The following is a 19,110-nucleotide window of genomic DNA, read 5'->3' on the forward strand; positions in this document are numbered from 1 at the left end:
TCTGAAAACTCGCTGAAGTGCATCTTTCACCGTCTTTTCGCCCCCTGCTGCGTCACTTTCCCTTAACGTGCCCCGGCATGCCTGCAGAAAACTTCCTTGCTTGGAACGAAAATTCGGCAAAACCTGCTTCCTTCGGAGTCTTAGACACGCCCTGAGCAAGCACTAGTGCTTGGCGATGCATCTTATACACCGGTCTGCGTTATCGCGATGTCTGAGCCATGCGGTGACAGGCCGGCATTCCATGAATGGACGATCCATGGTCGCGATAACATCGAAGGAGGAACGGTCATGCTCCAAGAAACGATCGGCATTATGTTCGATTCACGCATGTACCGGGGGATACCGGCCGGAAGGACCGGTCAGGAATCACTCGCGAATTATGAACAGGCAGCGGCCAGTTATGGATTAACCCCCTGCTTTTTGAGGCTGGAAGATATCGATTCGGATCAAAAAACATGTCTTGCCTATGTTAAAAAAGAAGGCAGATATGTTCGTGAGCGCATGCCACTGCCCTCCGTCATTCATAACCGATCACTCCAGCTTCGCCGGACGGAACAGCATCAGATTACCAAGCTCATGTTGCAGGGTATCCAGGTATTCAACGTTCGCAACCGGTATCGTAAAGATCACATTCATGACATGCTTCATCAGGACCTCGCCTTGCGAGAACACCTACCCCATGCAGTTAAAGCTACGCCAGAGTCTCTGGCCTATATGATGGAACAATATGATGACCTCGTCATCAAACCATGCAGCGGCAGCATCGGTCATGGTATTATGCGAGTCTTTGAGCGAGATGGACAGTGGAAACTAACCTGTGAGACGAAGGCTGCACGCAAAGGGTGGGCTACCTTCCGGTTGAGCAAAGGACAGCTTCCTTCCGCCACCCTAAGGCGGATCTTTCGCCATGCCTACCTCATTGAAGAGCGTATCCCACTGGTACGTTATGAGGGCAGGCCGGTAGATTTGCGGGTATCTGTACAACGTGGCAGCGACGGTCTTTGGGGAATAACAGGCATGTTTGCCAAAGCGGCTCCTGCCCATACATTTGTCAGCAATATCGCCCAGGGCGGTAAAGTCATGAAGCTCGCAGAGGCCCTTGGATTAGGAGAATCTGGCTTCGACCTGGCTCGACTGGAATACAGAATCGGACTCGTTGCACTTCGAATTGCCCAGAACCTGGCGGCCAGTCTGCCACATCTGGCTGATCTGGGCCTTGATCTCGGGATAACGCGCAGCGGTCAGATCTATTTTATTGAATGCAATGGACGGGATCAGCGTTACGGATTTCGCAAGGCGGGAATGTCGGAACACTGGAAGACAACGTACAGCAAACCGATGGCTTATGGGCGTCTGCTGCTGGAACAAAATTCGATGATACCGAGACAACCGCAGACATACGATAGGAGACTATATTGATTTCGTGTGCATTCTGTGTCAATATTATGCAGAACGGCCGGTCTTGCCGGCCTTGAAGTTCGCATTAACCCTAAGGGGGATATTCATGGCAAAAACGCTGTTGCGATTAATGACCGAGCTTTCTTCGCGCAAATGGATCTCCCGGACTGTGGGAGCCTTTTCCAAAAGCCGGGGAAGTAAGGCATTTATCCCTTATTTTGTCCGGACCTACGACATCCCTGTTCAGGAGGCCGAGAAAGACTGGAAGGAATACCGTTCACTGAACGATTTCTTTACCCGCAAATTAAAGCCGGGCATGCGCCCGTTGGAACTTTCAGAGCATGCACTGATCAGCCCGGTAGATGCCAAGATTACGGCAGCCGGTCCAATATCTGCAGGGACACTCCTGAATGTTAAGGGACAAAATTATACACTTGCTGAATTATTAAACCATTCTCCCCATCTGGAGAAGTACAAGCACGGGTACGGGTTCGTCCTCTATCTCAGCCCTCGCGACTATCACCGCATTCATGCACCTGTCAGCGGCCGCAAAATAGAGAGCGAACACATCAAGGGCAAAGTTTATCCCGTGAATGACTTTGGCCTGACCCATATGAGATCCGTGCTTAGTCGAAATGAACGACTCATTACGTATATCGCACACGATTACGGTGAAGTGGCGGTTGTCAAAGTAGGTGCGATGAACGTGAGTAGCATACAGTATGCTGATACGGACACAAGTACCTGGGCACAGGGCGATGATCTGGCCTATTTTGAATTCGGTTCCACCGTTGTTCTGCTGACGCAGAGCGGCACATTCGAACCAAACCCGGGCTTACAGCCAGGCGATTCGGTCAAAATGGGCGCATTGCTTGGTCGTTTGAAACCGAAGAACTAATGAGTCCATACGCAAATAAAGAGGATGGCGCAGCACCTGTAACCAGGTATTGCGCCATCCTCTTTATGCTTTCATATTCATCCATGTATACATGCAATACGAAGCTTCGCTCCGTCGTTATTGGTCTGCTGAGTTCTCCTCAAAACCACACATCTTGCAAGTCCTCTGCCGGTTTGAAGCGACGCAGACGGTTCCGGAAAATATTGCATCCCTTCGTAGAGCATCCCCGGTTGCGGACCCGACGTTTTCCGTTCATCACAAGTTCCCCCTTTTGGTCATCTGGAATGCTAGATAATTACCCTTGCGTTCCAGACTTGAAACGGTTTCTTGTTTTTCTCATCAGAATTTTAACGAATCTCGGACGGGCTTTTGCCGGTATATTGCTTGAACTGACGACTGAAGAAGAAAATATCCCGGTAACCCAGAGCATCCGCCACTTCGGTCACATTCATGCCGGTATGCACCAGCAGATGTTCCGCCCGTTCAATACGCATGCGGATAATATAAGATTGCACCGATGATCCCACCAGTTCCTTGAACTTGATCGAGAAGTATCGGGGCGATAAGCCAGCCCGCGCAGCCAGATCTTCCACCCGATGCGTAATCCCCGGATGCTGACGCACATAATTGGCGACCTCCTGGATGACATCAGACAACTGATTGCTTACCTTTTTCTCCACAGGTTCTTCCGTATCGGCGCGCAGCAAATGAATCATCAATTGCTTCAGAATCAATCGGCTCTCTTCATCACGTCCGTACACATCCGATAAGAACAGTCTTACATAACGTGCCAGCAAATGCTCAAACTCCACCGTTTCCTGTACCTCGCGATAGGACTGGGGAACATCATCAACAGGCACGTCCACATCAAAGTGAATATACGTAAGTACCAACGGTTTTTGCTTATTATGTGTTGCAGTAGGATGATCTCCTGGCCTGAACAGAAAACAACTACCCTTGCCAACTTCATACGACTGGTCATTCAGTACAAGCGTTCCTTCACCACTCCATACATAAAATAAATCATAGTTTTGCATCGGTTTTTCCCGTTTCTGCCACTTCCAGCCCGGTTCACAGACAATTTTGGCGACAGCGGGCAAAATAACAAATGATGACGGCGATGCCTGCAGCATGTCGCCACTCCCCCTTGATAGTTAATCTCTCTGCATATGGCATCATGCTGATCTGAATCTCACTTCTTCAATCAAGGCCATATGTATTTCAGCATCTTGCATGGTTCAATACAACTTGCTCATATATGATCTCTGCTCCTACAGGAGCGAAATGTCTTATCCCATTATACAGCGGAATTCACCGAAACGAAAATGTGCACTTCTCCCAGGCTAGCCGCATTCGCCGGATTCCCTCTGTCATCTCTTCTTTCTCCAGATGTGCAAAAGCAAAACAGGCCGCCGGATGACCTGAAGTCAGCCGATATCGCTCTGCATCACGGAACAATATGCCATCCTCCTCGGCAAGCTTTTTAAATCGCTGATAACTGTCCACATCGCCATTCCAGGTAGCATAGATATGCAGTCCTGCATCACCAAGTTGCATCGTGAATGCTTCAGGCAACTGTAGTTCCATCTCTCGCACAAAAAAATCATGCCGTTCCCCGTATAACCGGGTTAACCGTCGTAAGTGCCTCAGGTAACCTCCTCGGGTCATAAACTTCGCCAGTGCGCGCTGCTCCAGCAGTGCGGGAGGTACCGGTTCATACAACGCCTTGGCGGCAAGGAGAGGTTCTACCAGACCAGGTGGCAGTACGGCATAGCCAAGTCGGAACGAAACAACCATCGTTTGTGAGAATGAACCAACGTAGATGACGCGCTGTTCACGATCAAGCACTTTGAGGGGTTCAATTGGTCTTCCGCCCCATCGGAATTCACTGTCATAATCATCTTCAATAATGACCGCATTACGCTTTGAGGCCCACGCAAGCAAGGCACGTCTTCTGTCCAACCCCAGCACGGCCCCTGTTGGAAACTGCCGGGTAGGGGTGACAAATAACGTCTGTGCCTCCCAAGGCTGAGGAATAATGCCTGCAGCATCCACCTCTGCCGGGATGATATGCCCACCACAGGACTTGACGGCATGGGCGATACCCGGATACCCCGGATTCTCTAATACAACTGCTGTATTCTCCGTTATCAGCAATTGAGATAGCAGGGTGATGCCTTGCATTGAACCACTGAACAATACAATCTGAGAGGGTTCAGCCTGGATACCACGTGTCCATCTGAGATGGGAGGCGATGGCCTCACGCAGCTCCGGATCACCGGCTACACCGCTCGATTCTCGCCAACCACTGCGATGAACCGCAGCGAGTGCACTCTTCCACTCCCCTAACGGGAAATGTTCTGCAGGCATGCGCTGCATTTGAAAATTAATGACGGACGGCTTCGTTGAATACATCTGAGTCCGCAGGACTTCATGTTGCGTATTCAACCGCTGTACTCGTTCGCCCCAGGCAGACAACTTGAGAACGGCTTCCTGTTTTTTATTTTCCTGAGTGGATAATGTTTCGGTTACAAATGTACCTCTTCCCCGATGTGCATGGACATAACCATCTGCAAGCAGCATGTCGTATACCTGAGCTACCGAACCACGTGACATCTCATATTGCCTTGCCAACTCACGGGTGGAAGGAAGCCGCGTGCCTCCTACCAATGTGCCTGCATGAATGGCATCACGTAACGCATGGTACAGTGCCTCATACTTGTATCGATGCTGAAGTTCATAGGTATCCATGGGCAGCCACAATTCCATCATGCACCTCTCTTCATTTTTCTTCATTATGTGATCCCTGACGAATTGGCCTACTAAAGTGAATGTAAATTGGATCTATTTCATTGTCAATGTATGAACTATTGTTATCCATAAGATATGGCGTTCTATTATACATTTCAATGATGGGGGAATACACATGAGACGGAAAGAATTCACAGTAGATGAAGAACAGGAGATTACCGCATTTCTGGATCAGTGCTCCTTCGGGTTTCTGGGAACGGTCAGTCCGGACGGACAACCACGGGTTACACCGCTGAATTTCGTATATATGGACGGTTGCTTTTATTTCCACGGCAGTCTGGCTGGTGAGAAGATGAAACAGATCAAGCAGGATTCGTCGGTCAGTTTCACAGTAGCTGAAGAGTTCTCCCTGATTCCATCCTACTTCAGTGATCCTGAGCTTGCTTGTCCGGCGACTTCTTTCTTCAAAAGTGTCATGGCCTTCGGTGAGGCTGAACCGGTTAAAGATCTGGACATCAAAGGTAAGGTACTGCAACGATTTATGGAGAAACTCCAGCCGCAAGGCGGATATGTACCCATTGACGCTACTGACTCGCGTTACACAGGAAACCTCAAAGCTGTAGCCGTAGTCCGAATTATTCCTGAACGGATTAGTGCCAAATTTAAATTTGGACAAAACCTCTCCAGTGAACGATTTGATCATATCAGTGGTCAGTTAGAACAGCGCAATGAAGGAAGAGATACTGAAACTGCTGAAATGATGCGGAAATACTGTCCTTTTCATCAGCAATAAGTTTCATTTCTTGAGGATTACTCCAAGGTTGAATTCAACGATAACCCACCCAAAAACCTTCTGCAACAACGCGGTAAAGCGATATAACTGTCATATTGCGTAATTTCCGTGACGGGGGCATGTCAAGGTGATATAATGTTAGGCAGTTGAATCACAAAGACTTGGAAGGATGAAAAGAATGAATCCACTGGCTGAACAGTTGAACGAAAGTATTCAGACAGGCAGCAGTCACGTCTACTCCATGCTGTCACAGCTTGGCAAAGAAATTTATTTTCCTAAAGAGGGGATCTTGAGTCAATCTGCTGAAGCAGCAAGCTTGGCCAAGACCCATAATGCCACGATTGGTATCGCCCTGGAGGGTGGTGTGCCGATGCATCTTCAGGTTATTCAGGAGAAGCTGTCTGCATTCCAGCCAAAGGATCTGTATCCTTACGCTCCACCTGCAGGCAAACCTGAATTGCGGACCGTCTGGAGAGACAAGATGCTGAAGGAAACGCCTTCCCTGAAAGGCAAAACGTTTGGCAATCCAATTGTAACCAATGCATTAACCCATGGACTAAGTATCGTAGCCGACCTGTTCGCCGATGAAGGGGACGCTGTCATATATCCAGATAAAAACTGGGAAAATTACGAGCTGACCTTCGGAATTCGTCGTCATGGCCAGTTGGTTCATTATCCCCTGTTCGATGATCAGTTGAACTTCAACAGTGATGGTCTGCTTCAGGCTTTGCTTGATCAAAAGGACAAAGGTAAAGCGATCGTGCTGCTCAACTTCCCGAATAACCCTACAGGTTATACGCCTGGAGCCGAAGAAGCAGATGCAATTGTGAACACGATTCGTCAGGCAGCTGAAGCCGGCGTTAACGTGGTTGCTGTAACAGATGATGCCTACTTCGGACTGTTCTTCGAAGATTCCATTCATGAATCCCTGTTTGGCAAACTTGCCAACATTCATCCACGTGTGTTGACTGTAAAAGTGGATGGTGCAACCAAGGAGGAGTTCGTATGGGGCTTCCGCGTTGGATTCATTACGTATGCCCATGAAGATGCAGCCGTTCTGCACGCATTGGAACAAAAAACACTCGGTATTATCCGGGCAACGATCTCCAGTGGCCCGCATCCTTCCCAGACTTTTGTACTGGATGCGCTCAAAGCACCGGAGTTTGAAGCACAGAAACAGGAGAAGTTCGAGATTATGAAAGGCCGCGCCAATAAGGTAAAAGCCATTCTCGATAGCGGCAAGTATGGAGATGCATGGGACTATTATCCGTTCAACTCCGGTTACTTCATGTGCCTGAAGCTAAAAGAAGTTGGCGCTGAAGAACTTCGAAGCCATTTGCTGCACAAATATGGTGTGGGTACAATCGCGCTGGGTGAATCGGATCTGCGAATCGCCTTCTCCTGTATTGAAGAATCCGGATTGGAAGATCTGTATGAAACCATCTATCGTGGAGTTCAGGATCTGCGGACGACTTAGTTAACACAGACCTGTACCCTGAATGATATAAGAACCCTTTGTATAACGGCGACGCTTCATGTCTCTGGATATACGAAGGGTTCTTTTGTGTTTTATCAGCCCAAAAGCGTCAATTTCTGGCTTTACCGGGCATCGGCCCAATCAGCCTACCCCCAAGGCACATAATATACGATGTACGCAAGGGCGTGCCAAACAACCACTTGAAAGGGGAATGACCATGTCTGGAGTTGAAGATACAAGAGGCGGTTATGGATGCGGCGGTTACGGAGGATTTACTAACACAGGTGCCATTCTCGTTCTGTTCATCTTGCTCGTGATTATCACTAAATCGTTCCTCTGTTAGTACCAATACACACTTGCGCGAGAACCAAGTGATCTGATTACAGCAGTAAGAAGGGTATTCCGGGACACAGCCCGGAATACCCTTCTTTGTTAACTTAAGTAGAAGTCACCCTCCACCTCGAACCACCATCTTGGCTGGCGAGAGGTACGAAGGTACGGTCTCTTGTTTACTCGTCTTCTTCTTCCTTCAACCACTTGTTACCTTGCGAACGCCGCATGATCACAATCACCAGTATACCCAAAATAAGTGCTACTCCGGTGACAGTCAGTCCGCTTGCTCCGGCAGCCAGCATAGGCAACCACATGAGCAACGCAGCCAGTGCATGTAGATGGAATATGAATCCCAACACCTGAGAGCGACGACTCTCACCCGAGATCGGATAGATCATAATCCAGAACGACTCACTATGACTGCGACGCAGCGCACCTAACTGAACACCTGCAAGCAACAGGAAGAACAGATACACACCTACACCAAAGTAGCTGCCTGCTGTCCACCAGGATAGTAACATGCCCAATACAACTAGGCGTAACACGATTGAGAACACTTCGGTTCGAATAAACGTTTTGGTAATCAGATATCGGTAAGCTTTCCCTGCATTCCAAGGAAGACCGCTCCCCCATTTGCTAAGCCAGCGACGCGAACTTACTTTCTGTCCGGATGAAGGTACATCCACAAACCAGCCAAGCGTCCGCATAACCCTGCCAGCCTGACCCTGCTCCACCTGAATCAGTCTTTCCCACGCTACCCGATGTTTCACTGGTATACGCAAGGCGACGATGTAGACGACAGCCAGCAACAACAGGAACCATATGCTCCGCTGCGGTGGCTGCCATAGCCATGCGCCAACCGCCAGCACTGCCAGAGCCCAACGCAAGAGACGATATCCTCTTGCTGCCCCGACCTGTACCATTCTTAGCTCTTGCCATGCTCCATAACTGGACAACCCTTTCCACAGCAGCAGGAATACAATGAACCAGCCAAATGGCCGTGCATCCAGATCTGCTCTAACATAGAGAGGCCACAATGTAACAAACACAAGTAACAGGCCCAGACTTTTATAGATAATGCCCCGGGCAAAGCTGTTCTTCAAATATTCCTGCATCCGGTATTCCTGTGGTCGCAGGAACACGATATCTGCCGGAAGCAGATATGTACGATAACTGCTAAACAGCACCAGTGGTGCCAGCAGCAACAATGCAATCCAGCGAATCGGAAATTCCGCCGGAATGTTCTGGACAAACGATGTATACCAGGCGGAGAACGCAATGACGAGAAATAAAAAAACCATAGCTACACCGCTCTGGATTACATATCCCAGATAAGGAAGAATTCCGTTCCAGAATCCTGTGCGTCTTTGCTTCCATAGCAGCTTGAGATCCATGCTCAATCCCTGCCTTGTACGAGGGAATAGAACATGTGCTCCAGCGTGGCATCCGATTCCCCGAATTGGGAGCGCAGTTCATTCAGCGTCCCTTGAGCAATAACCTGCCCACGGTGCAGAACGATAAAACGGTCACAGTAATTTTCAATCGTGGACAGAATGTGTGAACTGAGCAGGATGGATGATCCCGAAGCTTTCATCTCCAGCATAAAATCAAGCAAAGAGCGAATACCCAGCGGGTCCAGTCCCAGGAAAGGCTCATCAATGATGTACAGTGGTGGTCCTGCCACAAAAGCACACATGATCATGACCTTTTGTCTCATCCCCTTGGACAGGTGAGTCGACAGACTTGTACTTTTCTCATTCATACGGAACAGTTCCAGCAGTTTCTCCGTACGTTGTTTGAAATCAGACTCCGACACATTGTACGCTCTTGCCGTAAACTCCAGATGCTCCATCACCGTCATCTCATCATAAAGTTCGGGTGATTCCGGTACAAATGCCATGGCCGATTGGTAGATCTGCGCATCCTCGTCCCGCTTCTTGCCCATCACTCGTACTTCGCCCTGTTGAGGTGTCATCAAGCCGAGGATATGTTTCATGGTTGTACTTTTGCCAGCACCGTTTAAGCCGATTAGTCCGACCATCTCTCCACGTCCGACTTCCAGATCGATGCCGTGAAGGACCGGCCGTTTGGCACTATAGCCTCCGCTTAAACCGCTGATTTGCAGAACAGGCGTTTGAACATTTTCCATCTATCCCTGCACCCCTTTCGTCAGATTCTATTCTTCGGAGCGTGGCGTTTTGTCTTTACTCCACTTGGGTGCTCCCTTGTTTTTACGATCCTGATCGCGCTCCGTGCGGCCAGTATTGCCAGTTGGTTTGTTACCCGCTGGACGCGAATTGGAGATTGTAGCCCGGGTACCGCCATTGCGGCTGCCCTGACCTAGTTTGCGATCTCTGGATTGTCCTGGTTTTCTGGAGAACGAATGTCCCTCAGGCCGCGTGTCCGGACGCGGATCAGCCTCCAGTACTTTACCACCAAAGAGTACACGTTCTGACAGTTCGATTCCGAGTTCGCGTGCGAATTTACGCATAATAAAGATCTGTGTTTCATCCACAATGGACAAAACGATCCCCGAGCGTCCCATCCGGCCTGTACGACCTGCACGGTGAACATAGTGCTCCGAGTCAAAGGCAGGGTCATAGTTAATGACCATTGGCAAGCCTTCGATATCCAGTCCTCTGGCAGCGACTTCGCTGGCAATCAGCAACTGAAGTTTGCCATTACGGAAGGCAGACAATACGTTACTGCGGGTCACTTTGTCAGCATCCCCATACAGCGCAGCAGCGGACAAGCCCAAATGATTCATTTTTGCTTCAACTTCACCAATATCTTCGGTTGCATTCACAAATACGATCGCCCGATCCGGATTGTACTGTCTGACCAGACGACGCAGCATGTCAATTTTGTTCCGGTTTTCTTCTACAAAATAATAATGCTCCAGGCCCGCAGCCGTAGCTCGATCCGGTTCAATTCCGATCTGAACAGGCTCTTTCATCTCACGCTTCGCGAGTCCGGCCGTATTCTCATCAATTGTTGCTGACAGGAAGATCAACTGACGATCCCGCAATGCGCTCTTGAGTACAAAGTTCACGTCACTTACGCCGCCAAGTTGGAACACTTGGTCCGCTTCATCGATAACAATTGTAGAGACGTTGTGCATTTTCAGTTTTTTGAGTGTAATCAATTCTTTCAGTCGTCCCGGTGTACCCACAACCAATTGTGGATGCTCACGCAGCTTCTCGATCTGACGTTTAGCCGCTGCGCCACCAATCAGACCTAATACGCCGATCTTGCGTTCTTCCCCGTAGCGCTGTGCCTCACGTACAATCTGCATCGCCAGCTCTTGTGTAGGTGCAATAATGAGTTTCTGCGTACCTTTGATATCCATTTTGATGGATTGTAACAGTGGCAGCAGATATGCCAGCGTTTTTCCTGTTCCCGTCTGGGATTTGGATACGACATCTCGACCTTCCAAAATAACCGGGATCGTCTGAGCCTGTACAGGTGAGGGTTCGTTTATGCCATGTTTCGCCAAAACGGCCTCCAGATCCTGTTCCACGCCAATTGAAGCAAATGTTTGATTCGTCATGTATGTCCATCCTTTTAATTTTATTCATTTTGATGCTAGCCCTGCTTGTACTTACTAAAACCGAAGCCTGTCATCACATTACCTTTCATTATATGCGAAAAAAGCCCGTGTACCAAATCTTATTCCAGAATTGTATGTATACACGCCAAAAAAAAGAAAAGCCCCTCGGCGGAGCCTTTCTTTCATTCCGTATATGATGCCTCGTATCACATTTACTTCTGATTCATTACACCGTGCGACAATCGATCTGCAAGACGAGGAAATAGCTGGTACAACCATATGCCAGCAGAAGCAAGTCTTGGCAGATTCACTTCTTCCTTGCGCTTTTTCATCGCCCGAATCATATGACCCGCAACGTCTTCCGGTTTCAACATCATCCAACGTACATTATTCACATAATTGCCAGATGGGTCAGCCCGATGGAAAAATGGTGTATCAATCGGACCAGGATTAATCGTTGTCACCATGACGCCAGTCTTGCGAAGCTCTTGACGCAGCGCATTACTAAATCCGAGTACAGCATGTTTTGTAGCTGTATAGGAAGCGGATTTGGCTGTACCGATTTTGCCAGCCATGGAGGCCACGTTCACAATCTGACCTTTGCCCCGTTCCAACATTTGTGGAAGCACTGCTTTGGTGCAGCGGACAATGCCCATGTAATTAACGTCCATCATCTCATCGAATTCCTGTACAGACATCTCTGTCATCGCTGCGAATTTCCCGTAACCTGCGTTGTTCAGCAAAATGTCAATTCGTCCGTATTTATGCAATATCGCCTCCACAGCTGCCTGAACCTGCTCACTATCCGTAACATCTAGCGTGAGTAATTCATGCGGCCCTTTCAGCGAGGCACCAATCTCTTCCAGCTTGTCCCGTGAACGGGCAGCCAGAATCGGGATGGCTCCTTCTTCTATCAGCATCTGCGCACACAGCGCACCGATACCACTCGATGCACCTGTGATAAACACTACCTGATCTTTCAGCATCCGTGATGTCCTCCCGTATTGAACACATATTGCCTCTTGAGGCGTATGGCTCTATTCTACGAGATCATGACCTGAATATCCATCTCACCAATGCCGTCCATCAGCAAAGGAATGCTAAGTGCTTTCGTTGCACTAAATGTAGTCAGATGTTCGGACTTCATCACTTGTGGAGGTGTAATATCAACCACAACACCCTGGTTTGACAGGATGGTGCTGGCATTACCACTGATCATATTACCCAGTTCCGAAATCGCACTTTTACTCATTTCATCCATTTCTGTAATGACAAAACCACCCATCATCGCAGATACAATTTTCAATGCAACTTGTTCATTGATTCCAAATACAATGTTTCCGCTAAGTTGTCCGGTCATTCCGATCACGATCCAGACATGGTCTGCAATGTACTCTACATTTTTCACGCCAAGACTCCCGGTGGAAGGCGAAACCTGGATGAGCTGTTCAAATACGTTCCGTGCCGATTCCAGGAAAGGATTAATCACTTCCGCTTTCACTGTCTATGTCCCCCTCACACTGGGTTATTGGTCACACACCAAAAGTCCCATATTCATTAAATTTATTATACTTTATCACGTACAAGAATTCATTAAGAATTCGTTAAACCATGTGTACTATAATTTATCGTCATCCGTGGGGCAAATGTTTATAGCTGATTCTAGCGAATAAACAGAGCTTTTTACTTCTTTTGAAGAAAGCTTTTCGTTCATCGTGCGTGGCAAAAGGCATTTAGGACTTTATTACTGCTTCTCACAACTGTTAAAAAAATCAAATTCTTTTATTCGCGTTTTTTTCACAGTCTCTTGAACTACTTTTGATCCTTACAATTGCCTTCATTGCTCTGCTGTCCTGAATCACCTATAATTTAAGATAACGGAACAATAACCAGTTACGGGATTTCATCGCACCAAACACTACATAATCAAGATACTTTGCCTGCAAGGAGGTCACCTATGAACATAAGCCAACTGGAGACACTAATTACCATTTCCAAAACGATGAGCTTCCGCAAAGCGGGAGAACTTCTGAACCTGACCCAGCCTGCCGTCTCGGCCCAGATCAAAAGTCTGGAGGACGAATTCAGCACCGTTCTTGTGGATCGGAATCAACCCGTTACCCTGACAGACCGTGGACAGGTATTTCTGGAGCACGCTGAACGGATGCTCGATATCGTTGATGAGTTGAAACAAAAATTGTCCGATCTCGATGAAACGCCTCAGGGACGTATCGTGTTAGGCACAACAACTTCCATTGCTATTCAGATCTTGCCAAGGGTGTTATCCTATTTCCAAGATCAATTCCCGCTGATCAAAACCAGTATCCAATCCCTTCCGTCATCACAGATCTATACCCAGGTCGAAAATGGTCTGGTTGATATTGGTATCGGTTATCTCACGGAGCGTAATCCCAACCTGAATACATCTGTACTGTACTATGACACATTTGAACTCGTGGTATCTCCTTCCCATCCGCTGGCAAAGAAAAAACATGCTGCAGTCGATGTGCTCCGGAGTACACCATTGATTCTGCTATCCCCTGATACAGTAGGCCGACGGTTTACAGAAACCATCTTCAAGAAACATAATATTGAACCTAATATAGTAATGGAGTTGTCGAGCAGCGAAGAAGTGAAACGGATGGTCGAGATTGATCTCGGGGCAGCTGTCATTTCCAAACAATCTGTTGCGCATGAGTTGCGTCAAGGTACATTGCGAATGATACCCTTAAGTGAGCTGGAGGTCAGTCACCCTGTTGGTGTCATCTATAAGTCCAGTCGATACCTTAACTCAGCAATGCAGCAATTCATAAGTGACCTCAAAGGTATGCCGGAAACCCAATTCATCAGTTCAGAATGACAATGAGCCATGAGAAAGGAAGGATTCCATATGAAATTTGATCTTCATACACATCATTTTCGTTGTGGTCACGCAGACGGCAACATCCGCGATTATATAGAGGCGGGTATTAAAGCAGGACTTCAGGCCATCGGTATCTCGGATCATACGCCATATTTTGGAAGTGAGCTTGAGCAGGCATTTCCACGGATCGCAATGGGCAAGTCTGAATTACAGCATTATGTGGAAGAAGTCCTTGCTCTGAAAGAAGAGTACGCTGGTAAAATCGATGTGCTGCTCGGCATTGAATCCGACTACTTCCCTGCTTATGCAGAATTGTACCGTACCACACTGGGACAGTATCCTTTTGACTATATTATTGGTTCGGTTCATCATACCGAGGATGTGAGTATCTTCAACAAAACCCGGTGGAATGGACTGAGCAATGCTCGCAAAGTTGAAGTGAAAGAGAGTTATTATTCATTAATCCGGGAATCGGCTCGCAGCGGTATGTTCCAGATTCTTGGACACATTGATGCGATGAAAGGAAATTATCCACCTTTCTCCGAAATTATCGCTGATCAGGCCATTGATGAAACTTTGCAGGTCATTGCAGAATCCAACGTAGCGATTGAAATTAACACATCTGGCAAAACCAAACTCAGCGGTGGCTGGTATCCCTCGGATGCCATTCTGGAACGCGCCCATCATTATGGAGTGAAGGTGACATTTGGATCGGACGCTCATAAACCGCAGCGGGTGGCAGACGAGTTGGATGACGTTCGTACACGTCTCAAGGAGATCGGATTCACCGACTGGGTATACTTCAAGCAGAAACAGATGCAGGTTGTACCACTGTAAAAAATATCAGACCACATAGTAACCCCCACAGCGCGCTTGTTCACGTTGTGGGGGTTTAGGTTTAATTCTAAATTAAAAATATTATATAAGTTAAACTACATATTTACACGATAACGGAGAGGACAGAAATAACCAGAAGAAACGAAGCGGTCGCCTAAAAGCTTTCTGAAAGAAAGCTACATCGGAAGCATACGCTATCAACGGATTTTCCCTTTTCAAAAGGGAATCAAAAAATCTGGGGATAACAGCGATCAGAAGGTTATTCTGTCATCGGAGTGGCCAGTGTAAATCCCCCACAGTTAACTTATATGGACAAAAAAAATGAACCCGCTCGCGCGGGTCCCAACAGCATTATCTATTATCAAAAAGGGGGTCATGAGATAAGTTTACCCCCTGTCTGTTAGAGTTCAATTGCAGCTATATTTCAATTGTGTAACAAATGATTGAAGTTCGATTCATTCACGTTTGACTACTCTTACTCTATGTCATTGCGGCTTGTCAGATACCAGGGTTTGCAGGTATTTTTCCTGAAGAGGGCGGGCGTATTGTTCCCGGTACATACTGTACACTTTAACATCCATCAGGGATTCTGATTCCTCGTCATCCTCATCATGCAGTCCGAAGGAGGGAAGACTCCGCTCATAGGACATCCCTATTTTGCTTAACACCCGTTGTGAAGATACATTGGCCTCATAACACCGTGCCTCCACCCTCCACAAATGAAGATCGTCAAATCCAAACTGCAACAGTCGCTGTACCGCCTCGGTAGCCACACCCCTGCCCCAACAGGACCTGTTCAGGATGTAACCAATCTGTGCGGTACCATTCTGATCATTCCAGTGCTGGAATGAGGTGATCCCAATCACTTGTTCCTTGCCTCTCCAGCAGATCCCATAATGTAACGAATCCAGCTTGGCGCTGCTGCTCCGTATCTGGTTCAATAACCGTCTCGCCCTGATTGGCGTGGGCTGGCTTCCCCTATTCACATATCTTATGACTTGAGGATCGGAAAAAAGTTCCGATAATGTGCTGTAATCACTTTGACGTAATGATCGCAGGACAAGACGCTCTGTCCACAAAGCCGGCAGACCTTGAACCAGCATTTTTCGGGTAAGCATGACAATCGCTCCTTTTGCCTAAACGGGCTCTAGTCCGGTAAGACAAGCATGCTCTGATGATGATCCGGCGTAATACCATTTGAACTGATCCACGAACTTTAGTATTCGCATTTTAGTATTAATATATTGCATCATCCCAATTCCTGACGCTATAGAGCCCAGATGCTGACTACTCCTGCAGCCCGCGATAGATACCCGTACGAATCTCACGGATATAGAAATCCAATGCAGGAACATTCGCCGACTGTGCAACCTGCACTTCTCGCTCAATATCATAAGGTACCCGCACAAATTGAACATTGAACGGGGTATTGTTATCGTTGCTGTCTTCACCCTCCAGAATACAGTAGGAAGCCTGGGGAAGATCGAGTGGATTACCAACACTGCCTGCATTAAACAGTAACTTGCCGTTCATATACTGCAAGTATGCGTTATGCACATCCCCATAACCTACAACATCTGCAACACCTTGCTCAGGCTCATCAGCCGGAGGATCAAACATTGCCAACCTCTTTTCTATCGCGTCCCACGGCTGTACACGATGGTATACACTTTGAGGTGAAGCATGGACCAGACGGATGGTGCGACCGCTCAGTTGAAATTGATGGCTGAAGGGTAGGCCCGCCAAGTACGCCAATCGTTCCTCACCCAGCCGTTCTGCTTGCCACGTGAAATTCTCGTTGTCTTGGTTAACCGCAACCAGTTCATCCCAATTGCCACGGATAACAAGTTCGCACGTTGCTCTCACCTGATCCACAACCTTTACCGGTTCTGGCCCCTTGCCCACGAGGTCACCAAGACAAAAGATTCGCACCACGCCACGACTTCGGATATCTTCTAACACTGCTTCCCAGGCAGTCATGTTGCCATGAATGTCGGATACAATCGCAATTCTTTCCATCTGGATAACCTCCATTCATGTTGAATCCTTTATGTTTTATATTCATCTTATATTCTTTTATGTGGTTGATCCTTTAAGCTCAAAAACCGTTAATTCTGGTCTGCACAGAAAACGAATGGGCAGTTGAGTCATGCCAAAACCACGATTCACATACACAGGCATCTGTGTCTGGGTGGTGTAATATACCCCCTGGACATCCGTGTAATACAACCCTTGAACATACTTGTGTGAACCTCGTGGAGTTGTCAGTGCCCCGATCCAGGGAAAACGTACCTGTCCACCATGGCTATGACCGGAAAGTTGTAATCCGAAACCATAGGGAGTGGCAATGTCGGCATAATCCGGTTCATGCATAAGTAACAATTTCCACACATCATGATCCAATCCCTTGATGGCTTGGGCAGGATCAGGCCTGCCTGTAAGTGCGTCATCCAGGCCAGCTATGGCCAGACGTTCGCCCCCTTGTTCAATCACCACATGTTCGTTCCGTAACAAAGTGAATCCGGCTTCACGGAACATGGTTGTCACTTCATTCTGCTGTCCGCCCCGATAATCATGATTCCCCAAAACGGCAAATTTGCCATACTTCGCTTGCATGGAGGCGAGTACCGGAATACATTCACGCATCGGCTCTGCTTCCCTCTCGACGATGTCTCCGGTAAAACAAATCAAGTCCGGTTGCTGCTCCTCAATCGTTGCTGCCAGCTTCTTCAGCTCTTTCACCCCGGTATGAAAACCAAGATGGGCATCGCTGAACTGAACGACACGCAAGCCGTCAAATGCCTTTGGAAACTTCGGAAGTTTCAGCTCCACTTGCTTGATCTCCAGACGACGCGGCTCCCAAAGCCAGGCATAACCTCCTGTGAGCAAACTGGCACCCGCTGTCATCAAAACCATGCGCAATAAGAAACTTCGGCGAGAGGGATCATGATCCTTTTCTTCTCCAGGAAACACAGACTCTTCTGCACCTGGTGCTTTGTGCGAGCGCTGGGACGGCGAGTTGTTGCTGCCCTGACGCGGTGTCTCTGCCATATCTCCCCCTCCTTCTACGCTCTTAATCCATCCCCTTAGTATATCATATTCTGCATGGGTAGCCCGGTTCCTCTGCTTCATTACAAAAAGAAGCCGGGATCTCCGGCATGTTGCTGCACGGGATCACGACTTCTTCTAAGTTGCAGATTACACTTCTGCACATGTTATGACGAGATTATACACCCAACCAGCGTTTGAACATATGCTTGGTCGTTTGTTTGTTCATTTCGGCAATGGAGGTTGTCAGTGGAATGCCTTTTGGACAGGATTGCACGCAGTTCTGTGAGTTACCACAGCCCTCAATGCCTCCATCTTCCATCAACGCTTCCAGACGATCGTCGGCGTTCATCTCCCCTGTCGGGTGAGCGTTGAACAAGCGCACTTGAGACAGTGCTGCTGGACCGATAAAGTCTGTTTTCTCATTGACGTTCGGGCATGCTTCCAAACATACACCACAAGTCATGCATTTGGACAGCTCATATGCCCACTGACGCTTCTTCTCAGGCATCCGTGGACCTGGACCAAGGTCATAGGTACCATCGATCGGAATCCATGCTTTTACGCGTTTCAGGGCGCTAAACATCCGGCTACGGTCGATGACCAAGTCACGAACTACCGGGAATGTCTTCATCGGTTCGATACGAACGGGCTGTTCGAGCTTGTCGATCAGGGCTGCACATGCTTGACGTGGCTTGCCGTTGATGACCATGGAGCAGGCACCACAGACTTCTTCGAGACAGTTGGAATCCCAGCACACGGGAGCAATGGATTTGCCATCTGTATTGACGGGGTTCCGCTGAATCTCCATCAGGGCGCTGATCACATTCATGTTGGGACGGTACGGAAGCTCAAATTCTTCGTTGTACGAAGATGACTCCGGGCTATCCTGACGGGTGATGATAAACTTGACGGTTTTGTTGGCTGTAGCTTGTTCCGCCATATCGTTGTCCCCTCCTCTGTTGACGATGATTGTATTGCTGATGCGCAAAATGCTTTGGTGCACTGGAGACGCTTCGTCAGCGGAATGCCCCTCTGATCGCTGTTATCCCCGGATTTTTTTGATCAACCCTTCCCAGGGTTAAAATCCGGTGATAAAGGCGAGCGCTTCGCTTCTTCTGGGCATTTCCGCTTCCTCCGCTACGTCGTGCACGCAGGGTCA

General features: G+C 48.2%; 18 protein-coding genes. 7 read left to right on the forward strand and 11 right to left on the reverse strand.

Going from position 1 to position 19,110, the window contains the following annotated elements; translation table 11 throughout:
* Positions 1 to 288: 288 nt before the first annotated feature.
* Both BLS69_RS25310 and asd read left to right on the forward strand, forming a co-directional pair.
* A complete protein-coding gene (locus BLS69_RS25310) occupies positions 289 to 1,419 on the forward strand; it encodes a YheC/YheD family endospore coat-associated protein (RefSeq protein WP_091037803.1) in 1,131 nt (376 codons plus the stop codon).
* Positions 1,420 to 1,504: 85 nt separating this feature from the next.
* On the forward strand, positions 1,505 to 2,296 hold the full coding sequence (gene asd, locus BLS69_RS25315) for an archaetidylserine decarboxylase (RefSeq protein ID WP_047841263.1): 792 nt from the start codon (positions 1,505 to 1,507) through the stop codon (positions 2,294 to 2,296).
* Between the two features lie 347 nt (positions 2,297 to 2,643).
* On the opposite strand, the gene BLS69_RS25320 is transcribed toward asd, so the two are convergent.
* Together BLS69_RS25320 and BLS69_RS25325 are read right to left on the reverse strand one after the other, a co-directional pair.
* Positions 2,644 to 3,429, reverse strand: a complete 786-nt coding sequence (locus BLS69_RS25320; RefSeq protein ID WP_091037805.1) for a helix-turn-helix domain-containing protein — start codon at positions 3,427 to 3,429, stop codon at positions 2,644 to 2,646.
* A gap of 178 nt (positions 3,430 to 3,607) precedes the next feature.
* Positions 3,608 to 5,068, reverse strand: a complete 1,461-nt coding sequence (locus tag BLS69_RS25325; protein ID WP_371129099.1) for a MocR-like pyridoxine biosynthesis transcription factor PdxR — start codon at positions 5,066 to 5,068, stop codon at positions 3,608 to 3,610.
* A gap of 154 nt (positions 5,069 to 5,222) precedes the next feature.
* Here BLS69_RS25325 and BLS69_RS25330 point away from each other — a divergent pair, with 154 nt between their 5' ends.
* The 3 genes from BLS69_RS25330 to BLS69_RS32420 all read left to right on the forward strand — a co-directional run bounded on the left by BLS69_RS25330 (position 5,223) and on the right by BLS69_RS32420 (position 7,660).
* A complete protein-coding gene (locus BLS69_RS25330) occupies positions 5,223 to 5,840 on the forward strand; it encodes a pyridoxamine 5'-phosphate oxidase family protein (protein ID WP_091037808.1) in 618 nt (205 codons plus the stop codon).
* Between the two features lie 178 nt (positions 5,841 to 6,018).
* A complete protein-coding gene (locus tag BLS69_RS25335; protein WP_091037809.1) occupies positions 6,019 to 7,317 on the forward strand; it encodes an aminotransferase class I/II-fold pyridoxal phosphate-dependent enzyme in 1,299 nt (432 codons plus the stop codon).
* Positions 7,318 to 7,534: 217 nt separating this feature from the next.
* On the forward strand, positions 7,535 to 7,660 hold the full coding sequence (locus BLS69_RS32420; RefSeq protein ID WP_206759599.1) for a YjcZ family sporulation protein: 126 nt from the start codon (positions 7,535 to 7,537) through the stop codon (positions 7,658 to 7,660).
* 166 nt (positions 7,661 to 7,826) lie between these two features.
* On the opposite strand, the gene BLS69_RS25340 is transcribed toward BLS69_RS32420, so the two are convergent.
* The 5 genes from BLS69_RS25340 to BLS69_RS25360 form a co-directional block, all read right to left on the reverse strand.
* Positions 7,827 to 9,044 (reverse strand): ABC transporter permease, encoded by a 1,218-nt coding sequence (locus tag BLS69_RS25340; protein ID WP_091037811.1) that lies wholly within the window; start codon positions 9,042 to 9,044, stop codon positions 7,827 to 7,829.
* Between the two features lie 2 nt (positions 9,045 to 9,046).
* Positions 9,047 to 9,799 carry an ABC transporter ATP-binding protein gene (locus BLS69_RS25345; RefSeq protein WP_091037813.1) on the reverse strand — a complete coding sequence of 251 codons (753 nt, stop codon included), beginning with the start codon at positions 9,797 to 9,799 and terminating at the stop codon, positions 9,047 to 9,049.
* Positions 9,800 to 9,826: 27 nt separating this feature from the next.
* A complete protein-coding gene (locus BLS69_RS25350) occupies positions 9,827 to 11,200 on the reverse strand; it encodes a DEAD/DEAH box helicase (RefSeq protein WP_091037815.1) in 1,374 nt (457 codons plus the stop codon).
* A 212-nt stretch (positions 11,201 to 11,412) separates the two neighbouring features.
* Entirely contained in the window at positions 11,413 to 12,186 is a 774-nt protein-coding gene (locus tag BLS69_RS25355) for an SDR family NAD(P)-dependent oxidoreductase (RefSeq protein ID WP_017692466.1), read from the reverse strand.
* A 56-nt stretch (positions 12,187 to 12,242) separates the two neighbouring features.
* The gene (locus tag BLS69_RS25360) at positions 12,243 to 12,701 is read right to left on the reverse strand and encodes a chemotaxis protein CheX (protein ID WP_036605799.1); all 459 of its coding nucleotides are present in this window, start codon (positions 12,699 to 12,701) and stop codon (positions 12,243 to 12,245) included.
* Positions 12,702 to 13,157: 456 nt separating this feature from the next.
* Here BLS69_RS25360 and BLS69_RS25365 point away from each other — a divergent pair, with 456 nt between their 5' ends.
* Positions 13,158 to 14,060, forward strand: a complete 903-nt coding sequence (locus BLS69_RS25365) for a LysR family transcriptional regulator (protein ID WP_036605798.1) — start codon at positions 13,158 to 13,160, stop codon at positions 14,058 to 14,060.
* A gap of 30 nt (positions 14,061 to 14,090) precedes the next feature.
* On the forward strand, positions 14,091 to 14,900 hold the full coding sequence (locus tag BLS69_RS25370; RefSeq protein WP_091020855.1) for a histidinol-phosphatase: 810 nt from the start codon (positions 14,091 to 14,093) through the stop codon (positions 14,898 to 14,900).
* A 485-nt stretch (positions 14,901 to 15,385) separates the two neighbouring features.
* On the opposite strand, the gene BLS69_RS25375 is transcribed toward BLS69_RS25370, so the two are convergent.
* The 4 genes from BLS69_RS25375 to sdhB form a co-directional block, all read right to left on the reverse strand.
* Positions 15,386 to 16,018 (reverse strand): GNAT family N-acetyltransferase, encoded by a 633-nt coding sequence (locus tag BLS69_RS25375; protein WP_091037817.1) that lies wholly within the window; start codon positions 16,016 to 16,018, stop codon positions 15,386 to 15,388.
* A gap of 169 nt (positions 16,019 to 16,187) precedes the next feature.
* A complete protein-coding gene (locus BLS69_RS25380; RefSeq protein WP_091037819.1) occupies positions 16,188 to 16,919 on the reverse strand; it encodes a metallophosphoesterase family protein in 732 nt (243 codons plus the stop codon).
* Positions 16,920 to 16,976: 57 nt separating this feature from the next.
* Complete coding sequence (locus BLS69_RS25385; protein WP_091037821.1) at positions 16,977 to 17,951, reverse strand: metallophosphoesterase; 975 nt, start codon at positions 17,949 to 17,951, stop codon at positions 16,977 to 16,979.
* 175 nt (positions 17,952 to 18,126) lie between these two features.
* Positions 18,127 to 18,891, reverse strand: a complete 765-nt coding sequence (gene sdhB / locus BLS69_RS25390; RefSeq protein WP_036605794.1) for a succinate dehydrogenase iron-sulfur subunit — start codon at positions 18,889 to 18,891, stop codon at positions 18,127 to 18,129.
* Positions 18,892 to 19,110: the final 219 nt, after the last annotated feature.

The sequence above is a fragment of the Paenibacillus sp. CF095 genome (assembly GCF_900101225.1).
Taxonomy (GTDB): Bacteria; Bacillota; Bacilli; order Paenibacillales; family Paenibacillaceae; genus Paenibacillus.